This window comes from Aeromonas sp. TECH754 (genome assembly GCF_056279295.1).
In genome coordinates, this window is record NZ_JBWBRA010000001.1 from 1,773,614 (window position 1) to 1,797,175 (window position 23,562).

At 62.6% G+C, this 23,562-nt stretch carries 16 protein-coding genes and 1 pseudogene; 11 read left to right on the plus strand and 6 right to left on the minus strand.

Translation table 11 applies throughout. From position 1 onward, the window contains the following. Positions 1–2 precede the first annotated feature (2 nt). The 5 genes and pseudogenes from ACZ9IL_RS07790 (at position 3) to ACZ9IL_RS07810 (ending at position 7,936) form a co-directional block, all read left to right on the plus strand. A complete protein-coding gene (locus tag ACZ9IL_RS07790; protein WP_476003000.1) occupies positions 3–2,012 on the plus strand; it encodes an acetyl/propionyl/methylcrotonyl-CoA carboxylase subunit alpha in 2,010 nt (669 codons plus the stop codon). After that, positions 2,009–2,980, plus strand: a complete 972-nt coding sequence (locus ACZ9IL_RS07795) for a hydroxymethylglutaryl-CoA lyase (RefSeq protein WP_476003001.1) — start codon at positions 2,009–2,011, stop codon at positions 2,978–2,980. The genes ACZ9IL_RS07790 and ACZ9IL_RS07795 overlap by 4 nt, the downstream gene beginning before the upstream one ends. A 75-nt stretch (positions 2,981–3,055) precedes the next feature. Further along, positions 3,056–3,469, plus strand: coding sequence for a MerR family transcriptional regulator (locus ACZ9IL_RS07800; protein ID WP_476003002.1), 414 nt, complete (start codon positions 3,056–3,058; stop codon positions 3,467–3,469). Between the two features lie 301 nt (positions 3,470–3,770). Further along, a pseudogene (locus ACZ9IL_RS07805) lies at positions 3,771–6,711 on the plus strand (DUF748 domain-containing protein). A gap of 628 nt (positions 6,712–7,339) precedes the next feature. Continuing rightward, complete coding sequence (locus ACZ9IL_RS07810) at positions 7,340–7,936, plus strand: acetate uptake transporter (protein ID WP_476003003.1); 597 nt, start codon at positions 7,340–7,342, stop codon at positions 7,934–7,936. A gap of 100 nt (positions 7,937–8,036) precedes the next feature. Here ACZ9IL_RS07810 and ACZ9IL_RS07815 read toward each other — a convergent pair whose 3' ends face one another. Both ACZ9IL_RS07815 and ACZ9IL_RS07820 read right to left on the minus strand, forming a co-directional pair. Then, positions 8,037–8,831, minus strand: a complete 795-nt coding sequence (locus ACZ9IL_RS07815) for a M90 family metallopeptidase (protein ID WP_476003004.1) — start codon at positions 8,829–8,831, stop codon at positions 8,037–8,039. Between the two features lie 18 nt (positions 8,832–8,849). Continuing rightward, positions 8,850–9,287: a GNAT family N-acetyltransferase gene (locus ACZ9IL_RS07820; protein ID WP_476003005.1), complete on the minus strand. Its 438-nt coding sequence runs from the start codon at positions 9,285–9,287 to the stop codon at positions 8,850–8,852. Positions 9,288–9,589: 302 nt separating this feature from the next. Here ACZ9IL_RS07820 and ACZ9IL_RS07825 point away from each other — a divergent pair, with 302 nt between their 5' ends. After that, complete coding sequence (locus tag ACZ9IL_RS07825) at positions 9,590–11,083, plus strand: alanine/glycine:cation symporter family protein (RefSeq protein WP_476003006.1); 1,494 nt, start codon at positions 9,590–9,592, stop codon at positions 11,081–11,083. A 64-nt stretch (positions 11,084–11,147) separates the two neighbouring features. Here the strand turns inward: ACZ9IL_RS07825 and ACZ9IL_RS07830 are convergent, their stop codons facing one another. Continuing rightward, positions 11,148–11,954, minus strand: a complete 807-nt coding sequence (locus ACZ9IL_RS07830; protein WP_476003007.1) for a crotonase/enoyl-CoA hydratase family protein — start codon at positions 11,952–11,954, stop codon at positions 11,148–11,150. Between the two features lie 154 nt (positions 11,955–12,108). On the opposite strand from ACZ9IL_RS07830, the gene ACZ9IL_RS07835 reads away from it, so the two are divergent. The 5 genes from ACZ9IL_RS07835 to ACZ9IL_RS07855 all read left to right on the plus strand — a co-directional run bounded on the left by ACZ9IL_RS07835 (position 12,109) and on the right by ACZ9IL_RS07855 (position 18,343). After that, complete coding sequence (locus ACZ9IL_RS07835) at positions 12,109–13,896, plus strand: putative nucleotidyltransferase substrate binding domain-containing protein (RefSeq protein WP_476003008.1); 1,788 nt, start codon at positions 12,109–12,111, stop codon at positions 13,894–13,896. Beyond that, complete coding sequence (locus ACZ9IL_RS07840; RefSeq protein ID WP_476003009.1) at positions 13,893–14,525, plus strand: 3'-5' exonuclease; 633 nt, start codon at positions 13,893–13,895, stop codon at positions 14,523–14,525. Before ACZ9IL_RS07835 ends, ACZ9IL_RS07840 begins: the two co-directional genes overlap by 4 nt. A gap of 107 nt (positions 14,526–14,632) precedes the next feature. Further along, positions 14,633–14,944, plus strand: coding sequence for a DUF485 domain-containing protein (locus ACZ9IL_RS07845; protein ID WP_476003010.1), 312 nt, complete (start codon positions 14,633–14,635; stop codon positions 14,942–14,944). Next, the gene (locus ACZ9IL_RS07850; RefSeq protein ID WP_476003011.1) at positions 14,941–16,596 is read left to right on the plus strand and encodes a cation acetate symporter; all 1,656 of its coding nucleotides are present in this window, start codon (positions 14,941–14,943) and stop codon (positions 16,594–16,596) included. The genes ACZ9IL_RS07845 and ACZ9IL_RS07850 overlap by 4 nt, the downstream gene beginning before the upstream one ends. Before the next feature lie 154 nt (positions 16,597–16,750). Then, on the plus strand, positions 16,751–18,343 hold the full coding sequence (locus ACZ9IL_RS07855) for an ABC-F family ATPase (RefSeq protein WP_476003012.1): 1,593 nt from the start codon (positions 16,751–16,753) through the stop codon (positions 18,341–18,343). A gap of 233 nt (positions 18,344–18,576) precedes the next feature. Here the strand turns inward: ACZ9IL_RS07855 and ppiD are convergent, their stop codons facing one another. From ppiD to lon, 3 genes are all read right to left on the minus strand, one after another. Further along, positions 18,577–20,490, minus strand: coding sequence for a peptidylprolyl isomerase (gene ppiD, locus ACZ9IL_RS07860; protein ID WP_476003013.1), 1,914 nt, complete (start codon positions 20,488–20,490; stop codon positions 18,577–18,579). Between the two features lie 149 nt (positions 20,491–20,639). Next, a complete protein-coding gene (gene hupB / locus ACZ9IL_RS07865; protein WP_005315375.1) occupies positions 20,640–20,912 on the minus strand; it encodes a nucleoid-associated protein HU-beta in 273 nt (90 codons plus the stop codon). A 240-nt stretch (positions 20,913–21,152) separates the two neighbouring features. Then, the gene (lon, locus tag ACZ9IL_RS07870; RefSeq protein WP_476003014.1) at positions 21,153–23,507 is read right to left on the minus strand and encodes an endopeptidase La; all 2,355 of its coding nucleotides are present in this window, start codon (positions 23,505–23,507) and stop codon (positions 21,153–21,155) included. Between the last annotated feature and the right edge of the window lie 55 nt (positions 23,508–23,562).

The following is a 23,562-nucleotide window of genomic DNA, read 5'->3' on the forward strand; positions in this document are numbered from 1 at the left end:
AAATGACTCATAACGCCTCCATCAAGCGCTTGCTGATTGCCAACCGTGGCGAGATCGCCGTGCGGATCATCAAGACCGCCCGCCGCCTCGGTATTCACAGCATCGCCCTCTACTCGGACGCCGACGCCAGCGCCATGCATGTGCGCGACGCCGACGAAGCCTGGCACCTGGGACCGGCCCCCGCCCGTGACAGCTACCTCGACGGCGCCAAGGTGCTGCGCATCGCCCGCGAGGCGAACGCCGACGCCATCCACCCCGGCTACGGCTTCCTGTCCGAGAACAGCAACTTCGCCAGCGCCTGCTCCGCCCAAGGCGTGCGCTTTATCGGCCCAAGCGGCGCCGCCATCCTCGCCATGGGGGACAAGTCCGGCGCCAAGGCGCTGATGCAGGCCGCCGGCGTTCCCGTGCTGCCCGGCTACCACGGCGCGGATCAGCACCCGGAGATACTGCGTGATCAAGCGCGCCAGACCGGCTTCCCGCTGCTGATCAAGGCCGCCAGCGGTGGCGGCGGCAAGGGGATGCGGCGGGTCGAGGGGATGGACGAATTCGACGAAGCGCTGGCCGCGGTCAAGCGCGAGGCACTCGCCGCCTTCGGCGATGACAACGTGCTGCTGGAGCGCTACCTGGCCCGCGCCCGTCACGTAGAGGTGCAGATCTTCGCTGACAGCCTCGGCAACGCCATCTATCTGGGAGACAGGGACTGCTCCTTGCAGCGCCGCCATCAGAAGGTGATCGAGGAGGCGCCTGCCCCCGATATTCCCCATGCATTGCGCCAGGCCATGGGTGAGGCGGCCGTGGCCGCCGCCAGGGCCATCGACTATCAAGGGGCCGGTACCATCGAATTTCTGCTGTGTGACGGGGAATTTTTCTTCATGGAGATGAATACCCGCTTGCAGGTGGAGCACCCGGTCACCGAGTGCGTCACCGGACAGGATCTGGTGGCCTGGCAGTTGGCGGTGGCCGAGGGCAAACCGCTGCCGCTGAAACAAGAGGACGTGGTGCAGAGCGGCCACGCGGTGGAGGTACGCCTCTACGCCGAGGACGTGGCGGCCGGTTTCCTGCCCGCGAGCGGCCCCATCCACTGGCTGCACTGGCCAGCTGGGCTGCGGATCGACACCGGTGTCGCCGCCGGCGATGAGGTGAGCCCCTATTACGATCCCATGATCGCCAAGCTCGTCGCCCACGGCCAGAGCCGGGCCGAGGCCTTTGCCATGCTTGCCGATGGGCTGGCGGCACTGGAGATTGGCCCTCTCGTCCACAACGGCCCGCTGCTGCTGCGCCTGTGTCAGGATCCCGAGGTGCTGGCCATGGCGCATCACACCCAGTGGGCCATCCCCACCGAGCCGCTGCCGACTCCCGCACTCGCCTGGCCGCTGGCCGCCCTCTGGCTCGCCAGTCGCGGCGCGAGCAGCGCACCCTGGCAACAGGCCCGGGGTTTTCGGTTAGGCGGCAAGCATTGGACGGCGGCGGTGCGCATCGGCGAGGAGGCTCGAACCCTGAGCCTGCGGGAGCGTCAGGGCAGCATTGATTGGCAAGGAGAGTCACTTCCCTATGAGCTGGGCGCGGATCACATTCGCTTGCGGCGGGAGGGGCGCTGGCAACGCCATGCCGTACAAAGCGGCAGCTCCGGAGACTATATCCTGCACCTGGGCGACCGGTTGGTTCGCTTCGGCGCCGACGATCAGCGCCATCCCCTCTCCCATGATCAGGACCAGGACGGCGGGGCTGCCGGAGCGATCGCACCGATGCACGGCATCGTGGTGGCGCTGCAGGTCGAGGTGGGCCAACTTGTCCGCAAGGGTCAATCCCTGCTGGTGCTCGAAGCGATGAAGATGGAGCACAACCTCAGGGCCGAGCGGGACGGAGTCGTCGAAACCCTGCACTGCAAGGTGGGAGAGCAGGTGAGCCAGGGCGCCCTGCTGGTGCATTTCGCCGACCCGGCCAGCGGCACCCACGAGAGCAGTACCGACAACAACGGTAGCGGCGAGAAGAGAGAAGCGAGCGCATCATGAGCAGAGAACAAACCAGGCCAGTCGATCGGGTGAGCCTGGTGGAGATGGGGCCACGGGATGGCTTGCAAAACGAGACCCGCATCCTGACGCTGGATCAGAGGCTCGCACTGATCGCGCGCCTCGCCGATAGCGGCCTGCAGCGAATCGAGGTGGGTGCCTTCGTCTCGCCAAAACGGGTGCCGCAGATGGCGGACTCCGCCTCCCTGCTTGGCAGGCTGCCTCGCAAGGGCCCCACCCGCTACGGCGCTCTGGTGCCCAATCTGCAAGGATTGCAGGCCGCCATCGCCGCCCGGGTCGACGAGATAGGCCTGTTCACCGCCTGCTCGGACGGCTTCACCCGCGCCAACATCGGCATCGGCGTGGAGGAGTCGCTGGTGCGCTTCGCCCCCCTGGTGCTGGAGGCGCGCAGCCTCGGCATCAAGGTACGCGGCTACCTCTCCACCGTCATCGCCTGCCCCTATGACGGCCCCACCCGGCCAAAAAGGGTGGCCGCCCTGGCGGAGCGGCTGCTGGATCTCGGCTGCCACGAGATCTCCCTTGGCGACACCATCGGCGTCGGCACCCCGGGCACGGTCGCCCCCATGCTGGACGCCGTGCTGCACGAGGTACCGGCGGGACGGCTCGCGGTGCACTTTCACGACACCTACGGCCAGGGGCTGGCCAACCTGCTGCCGGCGCTGGAGCGCGGCATCCGCACCATCGACTGCTCGGTGGCCGGGCTCGGCGGTTGCCCCTATGCGCCAGGGGCCAGCGGCAACGTCGCCTCCGAGGAGGTGGTCTATCTGCTGCACGGCCTTGGCATGCACACCGGGGTAGACCTGGACAAACTCGCCGCCACCGGCCAGTGGGTGAGCGAGCAGCTGGGGCGCGTCAACGGCTCCCGGGTCGGCCAGGCGCTGCATGCCAAGGCCCTGCACCTTGGAACAACGACAGCTGAGATAGCACAAGGAGAGTGCCATGGTCCCTGATCCTGTCGCCAGCAAGGCGATCACCGACCCTCATTCCGTGCCGGTGCGCTCCTTTGACCTGCCAAGGAGCGCACCATGAAAGCCACCCCCTTCTGTGGCAAGGAGGTGACTTACAGCATCTCCGAGCTGGCCCAGGAGTTTGACGTCACCCCGCGCACCATTCGCTACTACGAGGATGAGGGGCTGATCACCCCGACCCGGGAGGGACAGACCCGGATCTACAGCCACAAGGACAAGATCCGCCTGAAATTGACCCTGCGTGGCAAACGGCTCGGCTTCAGCCTCGCGGAGATCCGCGAGCTGTTCGATCTCTATGACACCGACAAGACCAGCCGGACCCAGCTGCACTCCATGATCCAGATCATCGAGGCGAGGCGTCACTCCCTGCGCCAGCAGCTGGAAGACATTCAGATGGTGATGGCCGAGCTGGAGGTGGCCGAGCAACGCTGCATCAACTCCCTCAACGGCTTGAAAACCGGCGCGGATTGACCGGTGCCGGGGCATCCCGATCCCGGTGCGGCCATCAAATACGGCCGTTGATCAGGGGGAGTCTGTTGATGGCAGGCGCGGGCCAGCATCGTCGTCCCGCTGGCGATCCGGGGTAATGCCCCCAAGGGAGACCTCCCCCAGCGCCAATCAGCGCAGCGAAACAGGCCCCGGCAGATCCGCATTCCTGTGGATGAGTGCGGTGGTTTGTACACACCTTGGCCGATCCCGGTCAGAGTCCGGCGCAGTTCCTGTCGTCGCCTCATGATTACTCTTCGATTAATTGCTACCATGTGCGCATCAAATGGAGACCGTCATGCCCAAGCCTCTGTCCGCTCGCCTGTTGCGCTACGTCCTTTACCTCTGTGCCGCCCTGCTCGTCTCTCTCACTATCATGCTGTGGCAAGCACCCGGCCTCATCCAGCGGCACCTGCCCGGCTGGTTGGCCAAGCACTATGGTCTGCAACTGACGTTGGGTGAGATCAGGGTCAATCTGCGCTCCCCTGCCCTCACCCTGGGCTCCAGCGCCCTGCTCGACGACAAGCAGCAGCCCATGGTGGCGTTCGAGGAGCTGAGGCTCATTCCCAAACTGAAAGAGAGCTGGCAACAAAAGGCCATCCTGTTCGAGGAGGCCACCCTGATAAAGCCGACGCTGGATCTGGCCCGTCTCGAGGAGAGCAAGGACAAGGCGCGCAAGGGCGAGGTGCGCTTCAACCTGATCGAGGCGCTGGCCCCCTTGCTGGGCAGCCTGCCCCCGGATTCGGCACAGCCGGCGACGAGCGGCGAGCCCATGCCGGTGAAGATAGACCGGCTGGCCGTGGAGCAGGGGCAGCTCCAGTACCGGGATGAGCGCAAGCGCAACAGCCCGGGCTGGGTGCCCAGCCTCAAGCTGAGCGAGCTTGGCCTGCAACTGGCCGATTTCTCCAGCGCCGAGGGGTACGCCAACCACTATCGGCTGACGGCATTCCTCAATCAGAAGAGCCCGCTCAAGGCCGAGGGGACACTCGATGTCATGACCGGGGCCGGCAAGGGGCACCTCAGCCTGGGCAAGCTTGTGCTCTCTCCTTTTGCGCCGCTCTGGGCTCCCTATCTCAAGGTCAATCTGACCAGAGGAGAGGCCAGCGCCGAGCTGGCCTATAAGCTCTCGCCGGGCAAACAGGGGCTCGACTGGCAGTTGTCACAGGGCAAGCTGGTCGTGAACAACGGGCAGTTCAAGCGCCCCAAGGGCGCCGAGTTTGCCCGCTTCAACCAACTCGCCCTGACCGGCATCAGGCTCGATGGCAACAAGCAGTCCCTCAGCGTCGATGCCATCGCGCTCAAGTCCCCGGCCATCACGGCCGTGCTCGATGACAAGCAGCAACTGGATCTGAGCGATCTGCTGATCCCGCAGCCCCCCGCCAAGCCGGCGGGCAAAGCGCCGAAGAAAGACCAAACAACCGGCCGCCAAACCCTGGCGCTGGCAGCTCAAGCAAACCCGCATCAGCGGTGGTGAGCTCAAGCTGACCGAGTCCAGCAGCGGCAAGGCGCTGCCACGCACCCTCTCCGGACTGGAGCTCACCCTGGGCGCCTTGAGCAATGCCACCGATCAGGCCAGCCCGCTGAACTTGCGGGGCACCCTCGATGGCCAGAGCCAGCTCAGCTTTGACGGCACCATTGTCCCCGCCCCCTTCGCCCTACGCGGCGAGATCAGGCAGCAGGGGCTGCCCCTCGGCTGGGCCCAGCCCTATCTGCAGGATCTGCTGCGGATAAAGGTGCAGGACGGCCTGCTCAGCAGCCGCACCAAGCTGGCCATCGCCACCGACGCGACCGGAGTGCTGAGCCAGCTGGAGCTGGAAGGTGGGCTCTACATCGACAAGTTGCACGTGCTGGACCGCGCCGACAACCAGCGTCTGCTGCAGATTGAACGGCTGGAGCTGAGCGGGCTGCACTATGACGGCATGCGCCAGCAGCTGAAGATCGACGATATCCTGCTGCGCCAACCCTTCGCCCGCATCGAGATCAGTGAGGAGGGGATCACCAACGTCCAGCAGTTGCTGCTGCCCCGGCCGGGCAACAAGGCCAGCCAAGGTCCCGCCCCGCGCATCTTCATCGATCAGGTGCGCACCGAGCAGGGCAACCTGCGCTTCGCCGATCGCAGCCTGAGCCCGGAGTTCGTGGTCGACATCGCCTCCCTCAATGGCCAGAACCGCCACATCAGCAACAACCCCGGCCAGCGCTCGGAGCTCAGCTTCAACGGCAAGGTGGACAGATATGCCCCTGTCACCATACGGGGCGGCGCCAACCTGCTGATCGACGATCCCGTGCTCGACGTCGCCGTGGCCTTCACCAACCTGGAGCTCACCACCTTCACCCCCTACTCCAGCACCTACGCAGGCTACGCCATCGACAAGGGGCAGCTCTCCATGAAGCTCAACTACAAGTTGCAGGGCAAGCGGCTGGAGGGGGACAACGACATCACCATCAAGAAGCTGCAGCTCGGCGAGAAGATCAAGAGCGAGCAGGCCAGAGATCTGCCCCTCGGGCTCGCCATCGCCCTCCTGAGCGACGCAAGCGGCGTCATCAAGATGAACCTCAAGGTGAAGGGGGATCTGGATCAACCGAACTTCAGCCTGGGCAATATCTTCTGGGACGTGCTCGGCAATACCCTGACCAAGGCCATCAGCTCCCCCTTCTCCCTGCTGGCCTCCCTCACCGGTGGCACCAAGGATCTCGATGAACTGCCCTTCCTGCTGGGGGATCCGAGCCTCACCCCGACTCAGCAGACCAAGCTGACCAAGCTCGCGCAGGCATTGAAGGAGCGACCCAAGCTCAGCATGAACATCAGGGGCAAGGTTAACTTCAACGAGGAGCGCCCCATCTTGCAGCGCCAGAAGCTGGAGCGGGTGCTGGCCAAGATCACCGGCGCGCCGGCGGATCTCGCCTTGCTGGAGCAAGATCCCGCCCTGCAAAGCGCCCTGGCCGAGGCCTATGAGGCCAAGTTCAAGGAAGATCTCGGCGATCTGGCTGAGCGGCTCAAGCTCGCCGAGCAGAGCCCGGCCCTGCGCGCGCAGGCGGTGATCCTGCTGCGTGACCAGCAGCTGATCACCGCCAAGTCATTGCGCAACCTCGCCATGCGCCGGGCCCAGAACACCAAGGAGTATCTGGTGGATACCCAGGGGCTGGCCCCCGAGCGGCTGTTTGTGCTCGACAGCCAGGTGAAAGAGACGGACAAGGACGCCAAGGTGGTGTTGACCCTGGATAACTGACCGCGCGGGGCGGCCTCGGCTGCCCCGCCCTGTTTGTCGTTCTGCCGATGCTTCATCCCTCGCCCCTCTTCGAGGCCTTCCCCTACTATCTCCTGCGGCGCGGCGCAGCCCTGCTCTGCACTGTCCGCGCCAGCCCTGCGACCCCTTGTCAGCACGGACCTGCCACCCCTTCCATCAGCATCTTCCGCCACCCCCATGAATACCCGCAGTGGAATGCACCATTCACGTGCATTCACGGCGGACAGCTCGCCACCTGCTCGCGTCAAACAGGCATAAAATAGCTTTGTCTGATGGCATATAAGAGTGCTATTTGAGCACTGCAAGAAAAGCCCCCGCCAGTCACCGTTCCAGTGAACGGGATTGGAAGGTATCGGCCGGGGCCGGTCAGCCATAGAGTCGGCGCCGCCCTGTCATTTATTTTCACATCGCCGTCATTTACACAAAAAATCAACCAAGAAAACGTCATTCATTTACCTGCTTCCTACCTGGATGACACGAATGATGGCCCGGGTAAAATTTCCTGTAGTTTTTTTACCTTTTCTGCCGTGTCCCCCCTTGCGAGGGGCCGAGAGCCTGCCTAAAATCGCGCGTCTTTTATCAACCCCCCTCTATTTTTGGAGAACACCACGTGAGCGAAAAATTGGCCAACCCTGCCCCTCTGGGTCTGATGGGTTTCGGTATGACCACCATTCTGCTGAACATCCATAACGCAGGTTTCTTCCCCATCAGCGCCATGATCCTGGCCATGGGCCTGTGTTACGGTGGTCTGGCCCAGATCATCGCCGGCATCATGGAGTACAAGCGTGGCAACACCTTCGGTGTGACCGCCTTCATCTCCTACGGCACCTTCTGGTGGAGCCTGGTGTTCCTGCTGATGATGCCGGGCATGGGTCTGGCCGAAGCCACTCCCCACGCCTTCATGGGCTGGTATCTGCTGATGTGGGGCATGTTCACCCTGTTCATGCTGGTCGGCACCATCAACTTCCCGCGCGTGAAGCAGTTCGTGTTCGCCTCCCTGACCGTGCTGTTCTTCCTGCTGGCCGCCCGTGACTTCACCGGCAGCACCCTGATCGGCACCATCGCCGGTTTCGAAGGCATCATCTGCGGCGCCAGCGCCATCTACCTGGCCATGGCCACCGTGATCAACGAACAATTTGGCCGCACCGTGCTGCCGATTGGCGATCACAAGAAAGCCGCCACCGTGCAGCTCAAGGCTGCCGCATAATTCGCGGCCACCTGGCGCACGAGCCAATGTAAAAAGGCACCCTCAGGGGTGCCTTTTTGTTTATCCGTCATTCTGCGATTCACGACTCACATCGAGACGCTTACTGCCCCGCCAACAGACGGGTCGCCGGAAAACGCGCCGCTGGCTGCTGGCCAAAGAAGCGCTCGAACTGCCCATAGACGGCGGGATAGACCGCCCGCAGGCGCAGCGGATCCGTGAAGAAACTCTCGCTGCACACCGCGAAGAACTCGGCGGGATGCTCGGCGGCGTATGGGTCTATATCGGTCACCTCACCCCGGGCGAGCTGCGCCTTCAGCTCGTCGAATGCACTCTGCATGGCCTGGGTCCATTGTCTGGGATCCATGCCGCCATGCAGGGGGGGGGCGCCATCGGCGGCTCCGCCCAGCATGTCGAGCTTGTGGGTCAGCTCGTGGATCACCAGGTTGAAGCCATCCCAGTCCCCGTCCTGCTGCAACTCGCTCCAGGCCAGTACCAGCGGCCCCTGGGGCCAGGATTCGCCAGCGTTCTCCTCTTCCCATTCACTCACCAGCCCGAACTCGTCCTGCACCTCCTGCCGACGGGTGACGGGCTCGGGAATGATGATCACCTCGTGAAAGCCACGATACCAATCCAGCCCCAGATGCAGTATGGGCAGCACCGCCTGCAGGGCCAGCACCGCCTGCTGGCGCGCCGTGAGCTCGACCCCGATCAGGGTGAGCGTCTTGCGGGCCAAAAACTGTTGGGCCAACTCCACCAGCCGTTGTTCATCCGCCAGGGAAAAACCCTGCAAGATGGGCACGGCGGCCAGGGCCTGTTGCCACTCCAGCGCCTGGGGGGCATTGCTCCTCGCATCCGAGGGACGACCAAATAGACCTCTCAATCTGGACCAGAACACAGGGACTCCTCTTGCCAGTCAGAACACTTTGACGAATCGCTTGGGGCGCTCGAGGTACCCCTGCGCCAGATAGAAACGATGGGCTCCCTCCCGCTTTAGGCTGCTGGAGAGCTCCAGCTGGCCGCAACCCGAGGCCGTGGCCCGCCGCTCTGCCGCTGCCATCAGTTGGGCACCGATCCCGCCCCCCCTTCCCTGCTCGTCGATCACCAGCGCCGAGATGAGGCCCCAGGCCGGGGTCACATGCAAAGGTTGCAGGCGATGCCACACCAGGACGCCCAATGCCTCGTCACCGCGACAGGCCAGCAGGACCTCGGTTGCCGGATCCGGTGCCAGCAGGCGCGCTACCACTTCGCCCTTCTCAGTCTGATAACCCAACTGCTCGAACAGCGCGACGAGGGCGGTACCGTCGTCCTCGCCTGCGAGGCGAATGGCGCAGCTATTTGCTTTCATTTTCATGCCTGACCCCACTTTTATCCTCCCTCCCGTGCGCGCCATCGACAGCCTGCTTGCGCACATGATGGGCAACGACCGAATCTTGTCCAGCGTCCTTGGCCATTTGTTAACGTCAATTCACAAATTAACAATCAAGCAACAGCTTTTGCTAGAAAGCCGTGAAACAAATGGATATGTTAAAACCCGCGGACTTGGCAGTCGAAAGTTCCGCCCAAAATCTTGGGTGACCTCCTTGGTCGCCTGCTTTTTCGAGAGAGCGAGGCACAGACCTCGCCCAAGCGAACACAACAAAGGAGTTGTTGTACATGAATGAGATCGTCAATGCCATCAATGGGGTGATATGGAGCCCCGCGCTGATTTTTTTATGCCTGGGAGTCGGCCTCTACTTCTCCCTGCGCACCCGCTTCCTGCAACTGCGCCACATCAAGGAGATGGTCCGGTTGATGTTTGATGGCAAGAGCACCGATGCCGGTGTCTCTTCCTTCCAGGCGCTGGCCATGACCCTGGCCGGCCGGGTCGGCACCGGCAACATCGCCGGGGTCGCCACCGCCATCACCTTCGGTGGCCCAGGTGCCCTGTTCTGGATGTGGATGGTCGCCTTCCTCGGCGCCAGCTCCGCCTTCGTTGAATCCACCCTGGGTCAGGTCTACAAGGAGAAGATCAACGGTGAATACCGCGGCGGCCCGGCCTTCTACATCGAGAAAGGGCTCGGCATGAAGTGGTACGCCTGGACCTTCGCGATCTCCACCATCTTCGCCTGCGGCGTACTGCTGCCGGGGGTGCAGGCCAACTCCATCGGCGCCAGCCTGCAGACCGCCTTCGCCATCGATCCGAACGTTACCGCCGCCGGTCTGGCGCTGCTGCTCGGCTTCATCATCTTTGGCGGCGTCAAGCGCATCGCCCACTTCGCGAGCACCGTGGTGCCCTTCATGGCGCTCGGCTACATCATCGTCGCCTGCGTCATCATCGCCCTCAACATCGGTCAGTTGCCGGGCGTGCTGATGCTGATCTGGAAGAGTGCCTTCGGCTTTGACGCCGGTTTTGGCGCCGTGCTGGGGCTCGCCATCATGTGGGGGGTCAAGCGCGGGGTCTACTCCAACGAGGCAGGCCAGGGCACCGGACCCCACGCCTCCTCCGCCGCCGCGGTCAGCCACCCGGCCAAGCAGGGGCTGGTGCAGGCGTTCTCCGTCTACATCGACACCCTGTTCGTCTGCTCCGCCACCGGCTTCATGCTGCTCATTACCGGGCTCTATAACGTGCAGGGGCCGGATGGCGCAGCCATCTACACCGGCATCGCCGGTGTGGCCGCCGGTCCCGGCTATGTGCAGACCGCCATGGAGAGCATGATGCCCGGCTTTGGCAGCATGTTCGTGGCCATCGCGCTGTTCTTCTTCGCGTTTACCACCATCGTCGCCTACTACTACATCGCCGAGACCAACATCGCCTACATCAACCGCAAGGTGAACCGCCCTTGGCTGACCTTTGTGCTGAAATTGACGCTGATGGCCTCCACCGTCTACGGCACCGTCAAGACCGCCGATCTCGCCTGGGGCATGGGGGATATCGGGGTCGGGCTGATGGCCTGGCTCAACATCGGTGCCATCCTGCTGCTGCAAAAGACCGCCCTCGTCTGCCTGAAAGACTACGAGGCCCAGCAGGCCAAGGGGCTGGATCCCGTGTTCCACCCGGAAAAACTCGGCATCAAGAACGCCGACTACTGGATGGGTCGCCGCTCCGAAGACAACCTGGAGCAGGAACAGGCCGGTCACGCCTTCGAGCCGGATCGCAAAATCTCCTGATCCTTAGGCGCATAACAAGAGGAAAAAATGGCAGCCCTGGCTGCCATTTTATATTGGGGAAAGATCAGAGCGCGTTGCGTCTCGGCCCGAACGGCAGGCGCCAGCGAAACAGGCTGTTGAGCGTGGCACGCCACTGATTCGGCCGCCCCAGGATCTGCTTCTGCAAGCGGGTCTCTTCTTTCAGCATCACCTCGTCGCTGCGGGCCCAGGCCTGGGTGTAGAGCTGCTTGATCCCCGCCAGCGCGTCCGGCGACTTGGTGATCAGGGTCCTGGCAAATTCCCGCGCTTCGGCCAGCGGATCGGCGCAGACCCGGCTCACCAGGCCGAGCGCCCTGGCCTCGCTGGCATCGCATTCACGGCCGCTCATGGCGAGCTCCATGGCGGTGTCCATCCCCATCAGGTTGCGCAGGGTGACGCTGCCGCTCATGTCGGGGATGATGCCCCACTTGATCTCCATCACCGAGAAGCGGCAATCCGGGGTGCTGAAGCGAAAATCGGCGCCGAGCGCGATCTGCAGGCCGCCACCGAAACAGACTCCCTGGGTCACGACGATCACCGGCACCGGCAACTGATGCCAGCCATAGGCGACCCGCTGGGCCAGATTGGTGGCCTCGTCCGCCTCACGCTTGAGGATGTCCAGGGCCGCTACCGGCTGCTTGAGCATGGATTTCACATCCAGCCCGGCGCAGAACGCCCGTCCCTCCCCGTGCAGGATCACCGCCCGCAAGCCTTTGTGTTGCTGCAACCGGGTGAGCGTCTCGTCGATGGCGCCAAACATGGCCCTGTCCAGCGCATTGAGCTTGTCTCCCCGCGCCAGCATCACCTCGGCGATGCCGTCCCGGATCTCGCACTTGACCCTTGGTTTATCCATGTCCCCTTTCCTCCTTGATACTGGTCATACCACAACGTTACCAGACTGTTACCAGCGGGTACAGGGAGGCTGCGCCCCCTCTGCGACTAAAGTCGGCTGGTTCCTGTCCGGCGCCTTTGCCAGACTGGCCCCATCCCCCCGGCCGAGCATTGTCATGACCATCTTGTTCAACTTCGACCGCCCCCCCTTCGATGGCCTCGACGAGCAAGCGCGCCTACAACTCGGCCAGCGCCTCAGCATCTGTTACTTTCGGGCCGGCCAGACGGTGCTGAAGGCCGCCGAGGCCCCACCGGGTCTCTATCTCGTCATCAAGGGAGCGGTGGAGGAGTCCAGCCCCCACCAGTCATTCGGGGATTATGGTGAAGGGGACTTGTTCGACGTGCGCGCCCAGTTCGATGGCCACTGTCGCCACCGTTTCGGTGCCCTGGAAGACACCCTCTGCCAGCTCATTCCCCGCGCGGTGTTTCAGGGGCTCTGCGCCGACAACCCCGCCTTCGCCCACTACTTCACCGCCACCCTGGCGGAGCGTCAGCGCGAGCAGGAGCGGCGCAGCCAGCTCGGCCAGCAGAACCTGGCGGAATTCATCCTGACCCGCATCGACCCAAGCCATCTGCAAGCCCCCCTGCTGCTGGACAGGCATACCAGCCTGCTCGCCGCGAGCGAGGCCATGGCGGCCCGTGGCACCGACTGCCTGATCTACCCGGCCCCCGATGGCAGCCTGAGCCTCGCAACCCGCAAGACCCTGCTGCACGCGCTGACTCTGCAGGGGTTGCCGTTGACAACCCCCCTCACGCTCCTGACCCCGGCCCCTCTGATAGGGCTCCCCCTTGGCAGCTACCTGTTCGATGCCCTGCTGCTGATGACCCGCCATCGCATCAAGCGGCTGGTGATCTGGCAGGGACAGGAGGTGGCGGGAATCCTGCACCTGACCCAGGTACTCGGGCTCTTCTCCACCCACTCCCACGTGCTGACCCTGCGCATCGCCCGGGCCGACAGCCTGGCCGCCCTGGAGACGGTCGCCAGGGAACAACAACAGCTGACCCGCGCCCTGTTTGCCCAGGGGATCCACACTCTGTTCCTGATGAAGCTCATCGCCACCCTCAACGAACAGCTGATCGCCAAGGCCTTCGCCCTGGTGATCCCCCCCGAGGTGCAAGACAAAGTGTGCCTGCTGATGCTGGGCTCGGAGGGGCGCGGCGAGCAGATCCAGAAGACCGATCAGGACAATGCCCTGATCCTGCCCGCCGACCTGCACTGGCCGACTCGACAGGAGGATCTGGCCGCCTTCAGCGCCCTGCTCGAGCGCCTCGGCTATCCCCCCTGCCCGGGGCGGGTCATGGTCAGCAATCCGGAGTGGGTCAAGGGGGCCCAGCAGTGGCAGGATGAGATAGAGCAGGCGTGCGTGCGCGCCAGCGAGGCCGATCTGTTGTGGCTCGCCACCCTGGCCGATGCCCAGGCCATTGCGGGGGAGAGGGACCTGCTGGCCCCGATCGCCCGATACCTGCGAGAGCGACTGGCGGACCGGCCCGATCTGCTGGCGGAGATGGCCCGCGCCGCCATCGCCTTTCACACCCCGCTCACCCTGTTCGGCCGGCTGGAGCAGGCCCCCGAGGGGCTGGATCTCAAGCGCGGCGGCCTGTTTCCGCTGGTACACGGCCTGCGGGTGCTGGCACTGGAGGCAGGCGTGCTGGAAACCTCGACCCTGGGCCGCATCGAGGCACTGGTGGCGGCGGGCAGACTCAGCGCCGATTACGGCGCCAACCTGGCGGAGGCGTTCCGGCTCTTCATCCGGCTGCGGCTCGGCGGGCAGCTCAAGACGGGGGATAACCGTGTACAGGTGGATGCCCTCAGCCACGGGGACCGGGATCTGCTGCGCCACGCCCTGCATCAGGTGAAAAAGTTCCAGCAGTGGCTGGGCGTCCACTTTCGGTTGCGGCAATGACCCTGTGGCACCACTGGCGCCGCCGCTGGCTTGGCCGCGCCTTTCGCGAGGAGCCCTTTGCCCCGCTGTTTGACTGTCCCCCAGCGGAGGAGTGGGTGGCGCTGGATCTGGAGACCACCAGCCTGGATCCCGAGCGGGCCGAGATAGTCTCTATCGGCGCGGTGCGCATCCAGGGCAACCGACTGCTCAGCGGCGAGGCGCTCTCCCTGCGGGTGTTGCCCCCCGCCAGCCTGAGCGAGCAGTCGGTGGTGATCCACGGTCTGCGTCATCAGGATCTGCAGCAGGGACTGGCGCCGGAACAGGCGCTGCGCCAGCTGCTGGCCTTTATCGGCCCCCGTGAACTGGTGGGCTACCACATCGCCTACGATCTGCGCATCCTCAATCTGGCCTGCCAGACACTGTGGGGACTGACGCTGCCACAACGGGGCATAGAGGTGAGCCGTCTCTATCACGACAGGCTCTATCGGCGCTACCCGGACGCCGTCATCGATCTGCACCTGGCTGCCATCTGCAGCCATCTGGGGCTGCCTGCCCTGCCTCCTCACGACGCCCTGAGTGACGCCGTCACCGCCGCCCTCATCTTCCTGCGCCTGCGCCATGGCGGACCCTTGACTTATCCCAAAGTCTAATTGCCGACAAATAACATTTAATTCACATTTTGATTACATGAGCAGACCTCCTGCTCGGTAGGGACAACCTTCATTCACAGCTGACACAACCGTCACGGAGAACTGCAATGGAACAGCAACGCTATCTGAGGATCCAGCAAGATCCCAACTTTCAGGAGTTGGTCGCCAAGCGCCAGCGCTTCGCCTGGACCCTCTCCATCCTGATGCTGGGGCTCTACCTGGCGTTCATCCTGCTCATCGCCTTCGCCCCCGGCTGGCTCGGCACCCCGCTCAGCGAAGGCTCGGCCATCACCCGTGGCATCCCGGTCGGGGTGGGCTTGATCCTCTCCTCCTTCGTGCTGACCGGCATCTATGTGTATCGCGCCAACGGCGAGTTTGACGAGTTGAACCAGAAGATCCTCAAGGGAGTGCAATCATGAAAGGCAAGTCTCTGCTGCTGCTCGGCGGCCTCATCTCCACCCCCTTGCTGGCGGCCGATGCGTTGACCGGCGAGGTGCAACGCCAGCCCCTGAACGTGCCGGCCATCGTCATGTTCGTGGCCTTCGTGGCCGCCACCCTGTTCATCACCTACTGGGCCTCCAAGCGCAACCGCTCGGCCTCCGACTACTATGCCGCAGGCGGCCGCATCACCGGCTTCCAGAACGGGTTGGCCATCGCCGGCGACTACATGTCTGCCGCCTCCTTCCTCGGCATCTCCGCCCTGGTCTACACCTCCGGCTATGACGGCCTCATCTACTCCATCGGCTTCCTGGTAGGCTGGCCCATCATCCTGTTCCTGATCGCGGAGCGGCTGCGCAACCTCGGCAAGTACACCTTCGCCGACGTGGCCTCCTATCGCCTCAAGCAGACCTCGGTCCGCACCCTCTCCGCCAGCGGTTCCCTGGTGGTGGTGGCGCTCTACCTCATCGCCCAGATGGTCGGTGCCGGCAAGCTCATCGAGCTGCTGTTCGGCCTGCAATACCACGTGGCCGTGGTGCTGGTCGGCATCCTGATGGTGCTCTACGTGCTGTTTGGCGGCATGCTGGCCACCACCTGGGTGCAGATCATCAAGGCGGTGATGCTGCTCTCCGGTGCCAGCTTCATGGCCATCATGGTGATGAAGTCCGTCAACTACGACATCGGCGCCCTGTTCAGCGAGGCGGTCAAGGTCCATGCCAACGGCGCCGCCATCATGAGCCCGGGCGGCCTGGTTGCAGATCCCATCTCCGCCATCTCGCTGGGACTGGCGCTGATGTTCGGTACCGCCGGCCTGCCCCACATCCTGATGCGTTTCTTCACCGTGAGCGATGCCAAGGAAGCGCGCAAGTCGGTGTTCTACGCTACCGGCTTCATCGGCTACTTCTACATCCTGACCTTCATCATCGGCTTCGGCGCCATCCTGCTGGTCAGCACCAACCCGGACTTCAAGGACGCCACCGGCGCCCTGCTCGGCGGCACCAACATGGCGGCGGTGCACCTGGCCGATGCGGTCGGCGGCAGCCTGTTCCTCGGCTTCATCTCCGCCGTGGCCTTCGCCACCATCCTCGCGGTAGTCGCCGGCTTGACCCTGGCGGGTGCCTCCGCGGTGTCTCACGATCTCTACGCCTGCGTGCTGAAGGATGGCAAGGCCAACGAAGCCGACGAGCTGCGCGTCTCCAAGATGACCACGCTAGTGCTGGGTGTGGTCGCCATCGGTCTTGGCATCCTGTTCGAGAAGCAGAACATCGCCTTCATGGTGGGCCTGGCCTTCTCCATCGCGGCGAGCTGCAACTTCCCGGTGCTGTTCCTCTCCATGTTCTGGTCACGCCTGAGCACCCGTGGCGCCGTCTACGGTGGCTGGCTGGGCCTCATCAGCGCCGTGACCCTGATGATCCTGGGCCCCACCATCTGGGTGAAGGTGCTGGGTCATGCGGCCGCCATCTTCCCCTACGAATACCCTGCGCTCTTCTCCATGGCGCTGGCCTTCGTCGGGATCTGGTTCTTCTCGGTGACCGACAAGTCCCAGAACGCGGCCGACGAACACACCAAGTTCTTCCCGCAGTTCGTCCGCTCCCAGACCGGGCTCGGTGCCTCCGGCGCCAGCTCCCACTGATAAGATTGAGTCTCTTGACAAGCCGGCCCTGCGCCGGCTTTTTTCATGCCCTCCTTCCCCCATGCAATAGCGCCAGATCACAGTTCCTGCTAAAACTTTCGGCGGATCTGTGCCATAATGCGCGCCATTTGACAGACCAACCGGGACATCTCCTTTGTTAAGCAGCAACAACATCACCATGCAGTTCGGCGCCAAGCCGTTGTTTGAGAACATCAGCGTCAAGTTTGGCGGCGGCAACCGCTACGGCCTCATCGGCGCCAACGGCTGTGGCAAGTCCACCTTTATGAAGATCCTCGGCGGCGACCTTGAGCCCACTGGCGGTAATGTGAGCCTGGACGTCAACGAGCGCATCGGTAAGTTGCGCCAGGATCAGTTCGCCTACGAAGAGATGCGCGTGCTGGACGTGGTCATGATGGGCCACGTCGAGCTGTGGGCCGCCATCGCCGAACGTGATGCCATCTACGCGAACCTGGAAGCCACCGATGACGACTACATGCGTGCCGCCGAGCTGGAAGGCACCGTCGCCGAATTTGACGGCTACACCGCCGAAGCGCGCGCGGGCGAGCTGCTGCTGGGTGCCGGTATCCCTATCGAGCAACACAACGGCCCCATGAGCGAAGTGGCACCGGGCTGGAAACTGCGGGTGCTGCTGGCACAGGCGCTGTTCTCCAACCCCGATATCCTGCTGCTGGACGAACCGACCAACAACCTGGACATCAACACCATTCGCTGGCTGGAGCAGGTGCTCAACGATCGTGAAAGCACCATGATCATCATCTCTCACGATCGTCACTTCCTGAATTCCGTCTGTACTCACATGGCGGATCTGGACTACGGCGAGCTGCGCGTCTACCCGGGCAACTACGACGAGTACATGACCGCGGCCACCCAGGCCCGCGAGCGTCTGCTGTCCGACAACGCCAAGAAGAAGGCCCAGATTGCCGACTTGCAGTCCTTCGTCTCCCGCTTCAGCGCCAACGCCTCCAAGTCCAGCCAGGCCACCTCCCGCCTCAAGCAGATCGACAAGATCAAGATTGAGGAAGTGAAGGTCTCCAGCCGTCAGAACCCCTTCATCCGCTTCGAGCAGGACAAGAAGCTGTACCGCAACATCCTGGAAGTGGAAGGGGTATCCAAGGGCTACGGTGATGCGCCGCTGTTCAAGGGCCTCAGCATGATGCTGGAAGTGGGCGAGAAGGTCGCCATTCTGGGGACCAACGGCATCGGTAAATCCACCCTGATCAAGACCCTGATGGGCGAACTGACGCCGGACAGCGGCACCATCAAGTGGTCCGAAAACGCCCAGATCGGTTACTACGCTCAGGATCACGCCGAAGACTTCGACACCGATCTCAACGTGTTCGACTGGATGACCCAGTGGAAGCAGCCCAACGAAGACGAGCAGGCAGTGCGCTCCATTCTGGGCCGTCTGCTGTTCACCCAGGACGACATCAAGAAGCCGGTCAAGGTGCTCTCCGGTGGCGAACAGGGCCGCATGCTGTTCGGCAAGCTGATGATGCAGCGCCCCAACATCCTGATCATGGATGAGCCGACCAACCACCTGGACATGGAATCTATCGAATCCTTGAATATGGCGCTGGAGATGTATCAGGGCACCCTGATCTTCGTCTCCCACGACCGTGAGTTCGTTTCCTCCCTGGCGACCCGCATCATGGAACTGACCGAGAACGGCATCCGCGATTTCGGCGGTACCTACGAGGATTACCTGCGCACCCAGGGCGTGGTGTAAGCACCCTCCCCGCTTATCCAATGCAAACCGGCGCCAAGGCGCCGGTTTTTTATTGCCCGCTTTGAGACCCCCTGCTGACATGACGGTCCGAGGCTCTGCCAGGATGCGACGACGGGCAAAAAATATCTGCATGAAGGAATTTTTGGTGGAATATCACACCAGCAAGCAACGATTTTACAGATAAAAAAACGGCCCCATCGTGGGGCCGTTTTCAATGGGTTGCGGTGTCGGGATTATTCGACGGCCGCTTCCACATCGGTGAAGTACTCGATCTTGGCGGTCTTGCGCAGCTCGTCGATCAGCGACTTGTAGGAGGCCTGTGCCTTGCCCTGGCCAAGCTGACCCTGCAACAGGCTGACCATCTGGGACGGCTCCTCGGTCACATTGACCTTGTCCAGCGCGACCACGACCCGATCGCCATTGGCTTCGGCGACCAGCTCGACGCTCGGCTTGCCATCCTTCGGATGAGGCATGCGGAAGGCCTGGGCCAGCAGGTTCTGATCCAGATCCTGGGTGAAGCGAGCGACGCCGTTATGGGTCTCTACCTTCAGTCCCAGCGCGGCCAGATCCGCCTGGATGTCTTCGCCGGCGTGCAGCTTGTCCAGCAATCCTTGCGCCTTGCTGCGCGCCACTTCGCTGGCCTTGTCATGCTTGATGGCCGCAACCACCTGCTCCTTGACGTCCGCCAGCGGCTTGGCCGCCTTGGGCTGATGGCTCATGATGTGCAGCACCAGCGCCTTGCCATCACCGAGCTCAATCACATCGGAGTTGGTGTTGTCATCGCGCAGCTGTTCGGAGAACGCCACCGCCAGCACCTTGGGATCGCTCAGCGGTGCCGGTGCATCGGCCTGGCTGAAGTAGTCAGAGGAGACGACCTTCAGGCCCATGGTCTCGGCGGTGAGATCCAGCGAATCCGGGTTTTCGAAGCTGCTGTCGGCCATCTTCTGCTGCAGGGCGAAGAACTGCTCCTTGGCCTTGTCAGCTTGCAGACGGCTGATGGTTTCACCCATCACATCGACGAACGGCTTGGTCTGGGCAGGCTCGACGGCCAGCAGCTTGATGACGTGGAAGCCGAACGGGCTCTTCACCACGGCGGAGAGATCGCCGGCCTTGGCCAGCTCGAAGGCGGCCTTCTCGAAGGTCGGATCCATGACGCCCTTCTCGAACCAGTCCAGCTCGCCGCCTTTCTTGGCGGAGAAGGTGTCGGAGGAGTTGGCCTTGGCCAGCGCGGCGAAGTCTTCACCGCCCTTGGCTTTCGCCAGCAGCTCGTTTGCCTTCTGCTCGGCGGCCTTCTCATCCTTGCCAAACGGGATCAGGATGTGTGCCACCTGGCGACGCTCGGCACGCTGGAACTGGTCCTGGTGCTGATCGTAATAATCCTGGGCATCCTGTTCGGTGACCTTGATCTCTTTGCCGAGGGTGGTGGCATCGAGCAGCAGGTAATCGACCTTGACCTTCTCGTCGTTCATGAAGCGGGCGCTGTTGGCCTTGTAGAACTGCTCCACCTCGGCGTCGGTCACCACGACCTCATTCATGTAGGCGGAGGCAGGCAGGCGCACCAGGCGCAGATCGCGGGTCTGGTTGTAGAGCCTGTCGAGCTGCTCGGCTTCACCCTTGAGGGCGAATTCGGAGCCCAGCAGGGCACCCATCAGTTGCTGACGTACCATGTCCTGGCGCAGGGAGTCACGGAACATCTCCGGGGTCATACCGGCACGACGGATCAGCTGCAGATAGCGCTCGTTGTTGAACTTGCCGTCTTCGACAAACTCCGGCATGGCGACGATGGCCTGCTTGATCTGCTCGTCGCTGACGCGCAGGCCGAGTTCACGAGCCTTGCCATCGATCAGCGCCTGATCGATCAGCCGGTCCAGCACACCACGGCGGAACTGCTTCATGTAATCGGGGTTGGCAGCCATCTGGTTGAAGGCCTCACCCATTTGAGATTCCATGCGGGCCCGCTCGTTGCGATAGGCATTCTCCAGTGCGGGGGCACTGATGTCATTGCCGTTGACGGTGGCGGGGGCGGTACGTGCCGGGCCATTGAGGTAGCTGCCTACCCCGGCCAAGGCAAAGGAGAGGATGATCAGGCCCAAGATAATCTTGGCTACCTTGCCCTGCGCCCCTTCGCGTAGTTTATCCAACATCATGTTTGTACTTATGCTCCCGAACTCGATGGGCGTAAATAATGAAAAGGCGCACCGATTGCGATGCGCCTTGGTCAATCAGTATGAGGGAGAGCCCTCTCACTTGTCTGGTCTGCGACCAAGGACGGAGCCGATGAAGATCAGCGCCCGGCTTAGTTGACCGCGTCTTTCAGGGCCTTGCCGGCTTTGAAGGCAGGAACTTTACCGGCGGCGATTTCGATGGTCGCACCAGTTTGTGGGTTACGGCCAGAACGAGCAGCACGCTCGCGAACAGCGAAAGTACCGAAACCAACCAGAGCAACCTGGTCACCCTCTTTCAGAGCTTCACCTACCGCATCGATGAAGGCATCCAGCGCACGGCCAGCAGCGGCTTTGGAGATATCAGCACCGTCTGCAATCTTGTCAATCAGTTGAGATTTATTCACTCTTATATTCCCCTTTTATCGAACATCGCTGCGGCGCTGATTTCCCTGGCCACAACAAGTGGAGGTTTTATAGCAAGCCTCCTGATCAGTTGCAAGTGACAATCTGGCGCAAACCCGCGCCACATCACGCATTGCGACTCATCATGAGTACCCGATCGGTGGTCAAGGCTACTTCCGTTATCCGGCGCATGCAAGCCTTAACCACCTCCCGAATGCGCCAAATTTGCGGCGCATCAACATTTACACGACAGAAACGCGTTCGAAACCCTGCGGATTGTCCTGCAACGCCAGCGCCAACACCTCATCAATCCAGCGAACCGGATAAATTTCAAGATCTTGTTTGACGTTGGCCGGGATCTCTTCCAGGTCACGAGCGTTCTCAAACGGGATCAACACCCGCTTGATCCCGCCACGGTGCGCCGCCAGCAGCTTCTCTTTGAGGCCACCGATGGGCAGCACTTCACCGCGCAGGGTGATCTCCCCGGTCATGGCCACATCGGCGCGCACCGGGTTGCCGGTCAGGCTGGAGACCAGGGCGGTGCACATGGCGATACCGGCGCTCGGGCCATCCTTCGGGGTCGCCCCTTCCGGCACGTGCACGTGGATGTCGCGCTTCTCGTAGAAGTCGGCGTTGATGCGCAGCTTCTCGGCGCGAGCCCGCACCACCGTCATGGCCGCCTGGATGGACTCCTGCATCACGTCACCGAGGGAGCCGGTGTAGGTGAGCTTGCCCTTGCCCGGCACGTTGGTGGTCTCGATGGTGAGCAGATCGCCGCCCACCTCGGTCCAGGCCAACCCACAGACCTGGCCGATCTGGTTCTGATCGGTGGCCTTGCCGTAATCGAAACGCTGCACCCCGAGGAACTCCTTGAGGTTGTCCTGATTGACCTGAACATGCTTGATGCTCTTGTCCAGCAGGATGCGTTTGACCGCCTTGCGACAGATCTTGGAGATCTCGCGCTCCAGGCTACGCACCCCCGCCTCGCGGGTGTAGTAGCGGATAACGCCGATCAGCGCCGAGTCTTCGATGGTGATCTCGGACTCTTTCAGACCGTTGCGCTGGATCTGCTTGGCCACCAGGTGCTGCTTGGCGATGTTGAGCTTCTCGTCCTCGGTGTAACCGGACAGGCGGATCACTTCCATCCGGTCCAGCAGCGGACCCGGGATGTTCATGGAGTTGGAAGTCGCCACGAACATCACGTCCGACAGGTCATAGTCCACTTCCAGATAGTGATCGTTGAAGCTGTTGTTCTGCTCTGGATCCAGCACTTCCAGCAAGGCGGAGGCAGGATCACCGCGCATGTCCGAGCTCATCTTGTCGATTTCATCGAGCAGGAACAGCGGGTTCTTCACGCCGATCTTGGCCATCTTCTGGATGAGCTTGCCGGGCATGGAGCCGATGTAGGTGCGACGGTGACCGCGGATCTCCGCCTCGTCACGCACGCCGCCGAGCGCCATGCGCACGTATTTGCGACCGGTCGCCTTGGCGATGGACTGACCCAGGGAGGTCTTGCCCACACCGGGAGGCCCAACCAGACAGAGGATGGGGCCCTTGAGCTTGTTGACCCGCGCCTGCACCGCCAGATACTCGAGGATGCGATCCTTGACCTTCTCCAGACCATAGTGATCCGCATCCAGCACCTCTTGCGCCTTGCCAAGATCCTTCTTGACCTTGGAGCGCACCTTCCAGGGCACCTGTACCATCCAGTCGACATAACTGCGCACGACGGTGGCTTCGGCTGACATGGGGGACATCATCTTCAGCTTGGCGAGTTCGGCCAGCGCCTTCTCACGGGCATCTTCCGGCATGCCCGCCTCTTCAATCTTGCGATTGAGGGCTTCGAATTCGTCCGGACTGTCTTCCAGCTCACCCAGTTCTTTCTGGATGGCCTTCATCTGCTCGTTGAGATAGTACTCGCGCTGGCTCTTCTCCATCTGCTTCTTGACCCGGGAGCGGATGCGTTTCTCGACCTGCAGCAGGTCAATCTCCGACTCCATCATGGCCATCAGAAACTCGATGCGCTCGGACACTGAGTCGATTTCCAGCACCTTCTGCTTGTCTTCGAGCTTGAGCGGCATGTGCGCGGCCATGGTGTCGGCTAGACGCGCAGCATCGTCGATCGCCGAGATCGAGGTCAGCACCTCGGGCGGGATCTTCTTGTTGAGCTTGATGTAACCTTCAAACTGGCCGATGGCGGAGCGCACCAGCACATCCTGGTCCTTCTCTTCGATGGCGGCAGACGCAATGTATTGTGCCTCCCCGACGAAGAAGTCCTTGTCATCGATCATCCGCTCAAGACGGGCACGCTGGCCCCCTTCCACCAGCACCTTGACGGTGCCGTCCGGCAGCTTGAGCATCTGTAAAATGTTGGCCACTGTCCCGACGGAGAAGATCTCCTCCACCGTTGGCTCGTCAGTCGACGCATCCTTCTGGGCCACCAGCAGGACTTTCTTGTCCTGCTCCATGGCCGCTTCCAGACAGCGAATGGATTTTTCCCGCCCCACGAAGAGTGGAATGACCATGTGGGGGTAAACCACCACGTCACGAAGAGGCAGGACGGGAATCTCGATGCGTTCTGAACGCTCTAGGTTCATATATGTCCTCTCGGCTTGTTATACCGTTGGCAAAGCACGTGGCTGAGTATATGGG

Excerpts from the sequence above, each read along its gene's own strand:
- ACZ9IL_RS07790 (WP_476003000.1), top strand. The coding sequence starts at position 3 with ATGACTCATAACGCCTCCATCAAGCGCTTGCTGATTGCCAACCGTGGC.
- ACZ9IL_RS07795 (WP_476003001.1), top strand. The coding sequence starts at position 2,009 with ATGAGCAGAGAACAAACCAGGCCAGTCGATCGGGTGAGCCTGGTGGAG.
- ACZ9IL_RS07800 (WP_476003002.1), top strand. The coding sequence starts at position 3,056 with ATGAAAGCCACCCCCTTCTGTGGCAAGGAGGTGACTTACAGCATCTCC.
- ACZ9IL_RS07820 (WP_476003005.1), bottom strand. The coding sequence starts at position 9,287 with ATGAAAATGAAAGCAAATAGCTGCGCCATTCGCCTCGCAGGCGAGGAC.
- ACZ9IL_RS07825 (WP_476003006.1), top strand. The coding sequence starts at position 9,590 with ATGAATGAGATCGTCAATGCCATCAATGGGGTGATATGGAGCCCCGCG.
- ACZ9IL_RS07830 (WP_476003007.1), bottom strand. The coding sequence starts at position 11,954 with ATGGATAAACCAAGGGTCAAGTGCGAGATCCGGGACGGCATCGCCGAG.
- ACZ9IL_RS07835 (WP_476003008.1), top strand. The coding sequence starts at position 12,109 with ATGACCATCTTGTTCAACTTCGACCGCCCCCCCTTCGATGGCCTCGAC.
- ACZ9IL_RS07840 (WP_476003009.1), top strand. The coding sequence starts at position 13,893 with ATGACCCTGTGGCACCACTGGCGCCGCCGCTGGCTTGGCCGCGCCTTT.
- ACZ9IL_RS07845 (WP_476003010.1), top strand. The coding sequence starts at position 14,633 with ATGGAACAGCAACGCTATCTGAGGATCCAGCAAGATCCCAACTTTCAG.
- ACZ9IL_RS07850 (WP_476003011.1), top strand. The coding sequence starts at position 14,941 with ATGAAAGGCAAGTCTCTGCTGCTGCTCGGCGGCCTCATCTCCACCCCC.
- ppiD (WP_476003013.1), bottom strand. The coding sequence starts at position 20,490 with ATGATGTTGGATAAACTACGCGAAGGGGCGCAGGGCAAGGTAGCCAAG.
- lon (WP_476003014.1), bottom strand. The coding sequence starts at position 23,507 with ATGAACCTAGAGCGTTCAGAACGCATCGAGATTCCCGTCCTGCCTCTT.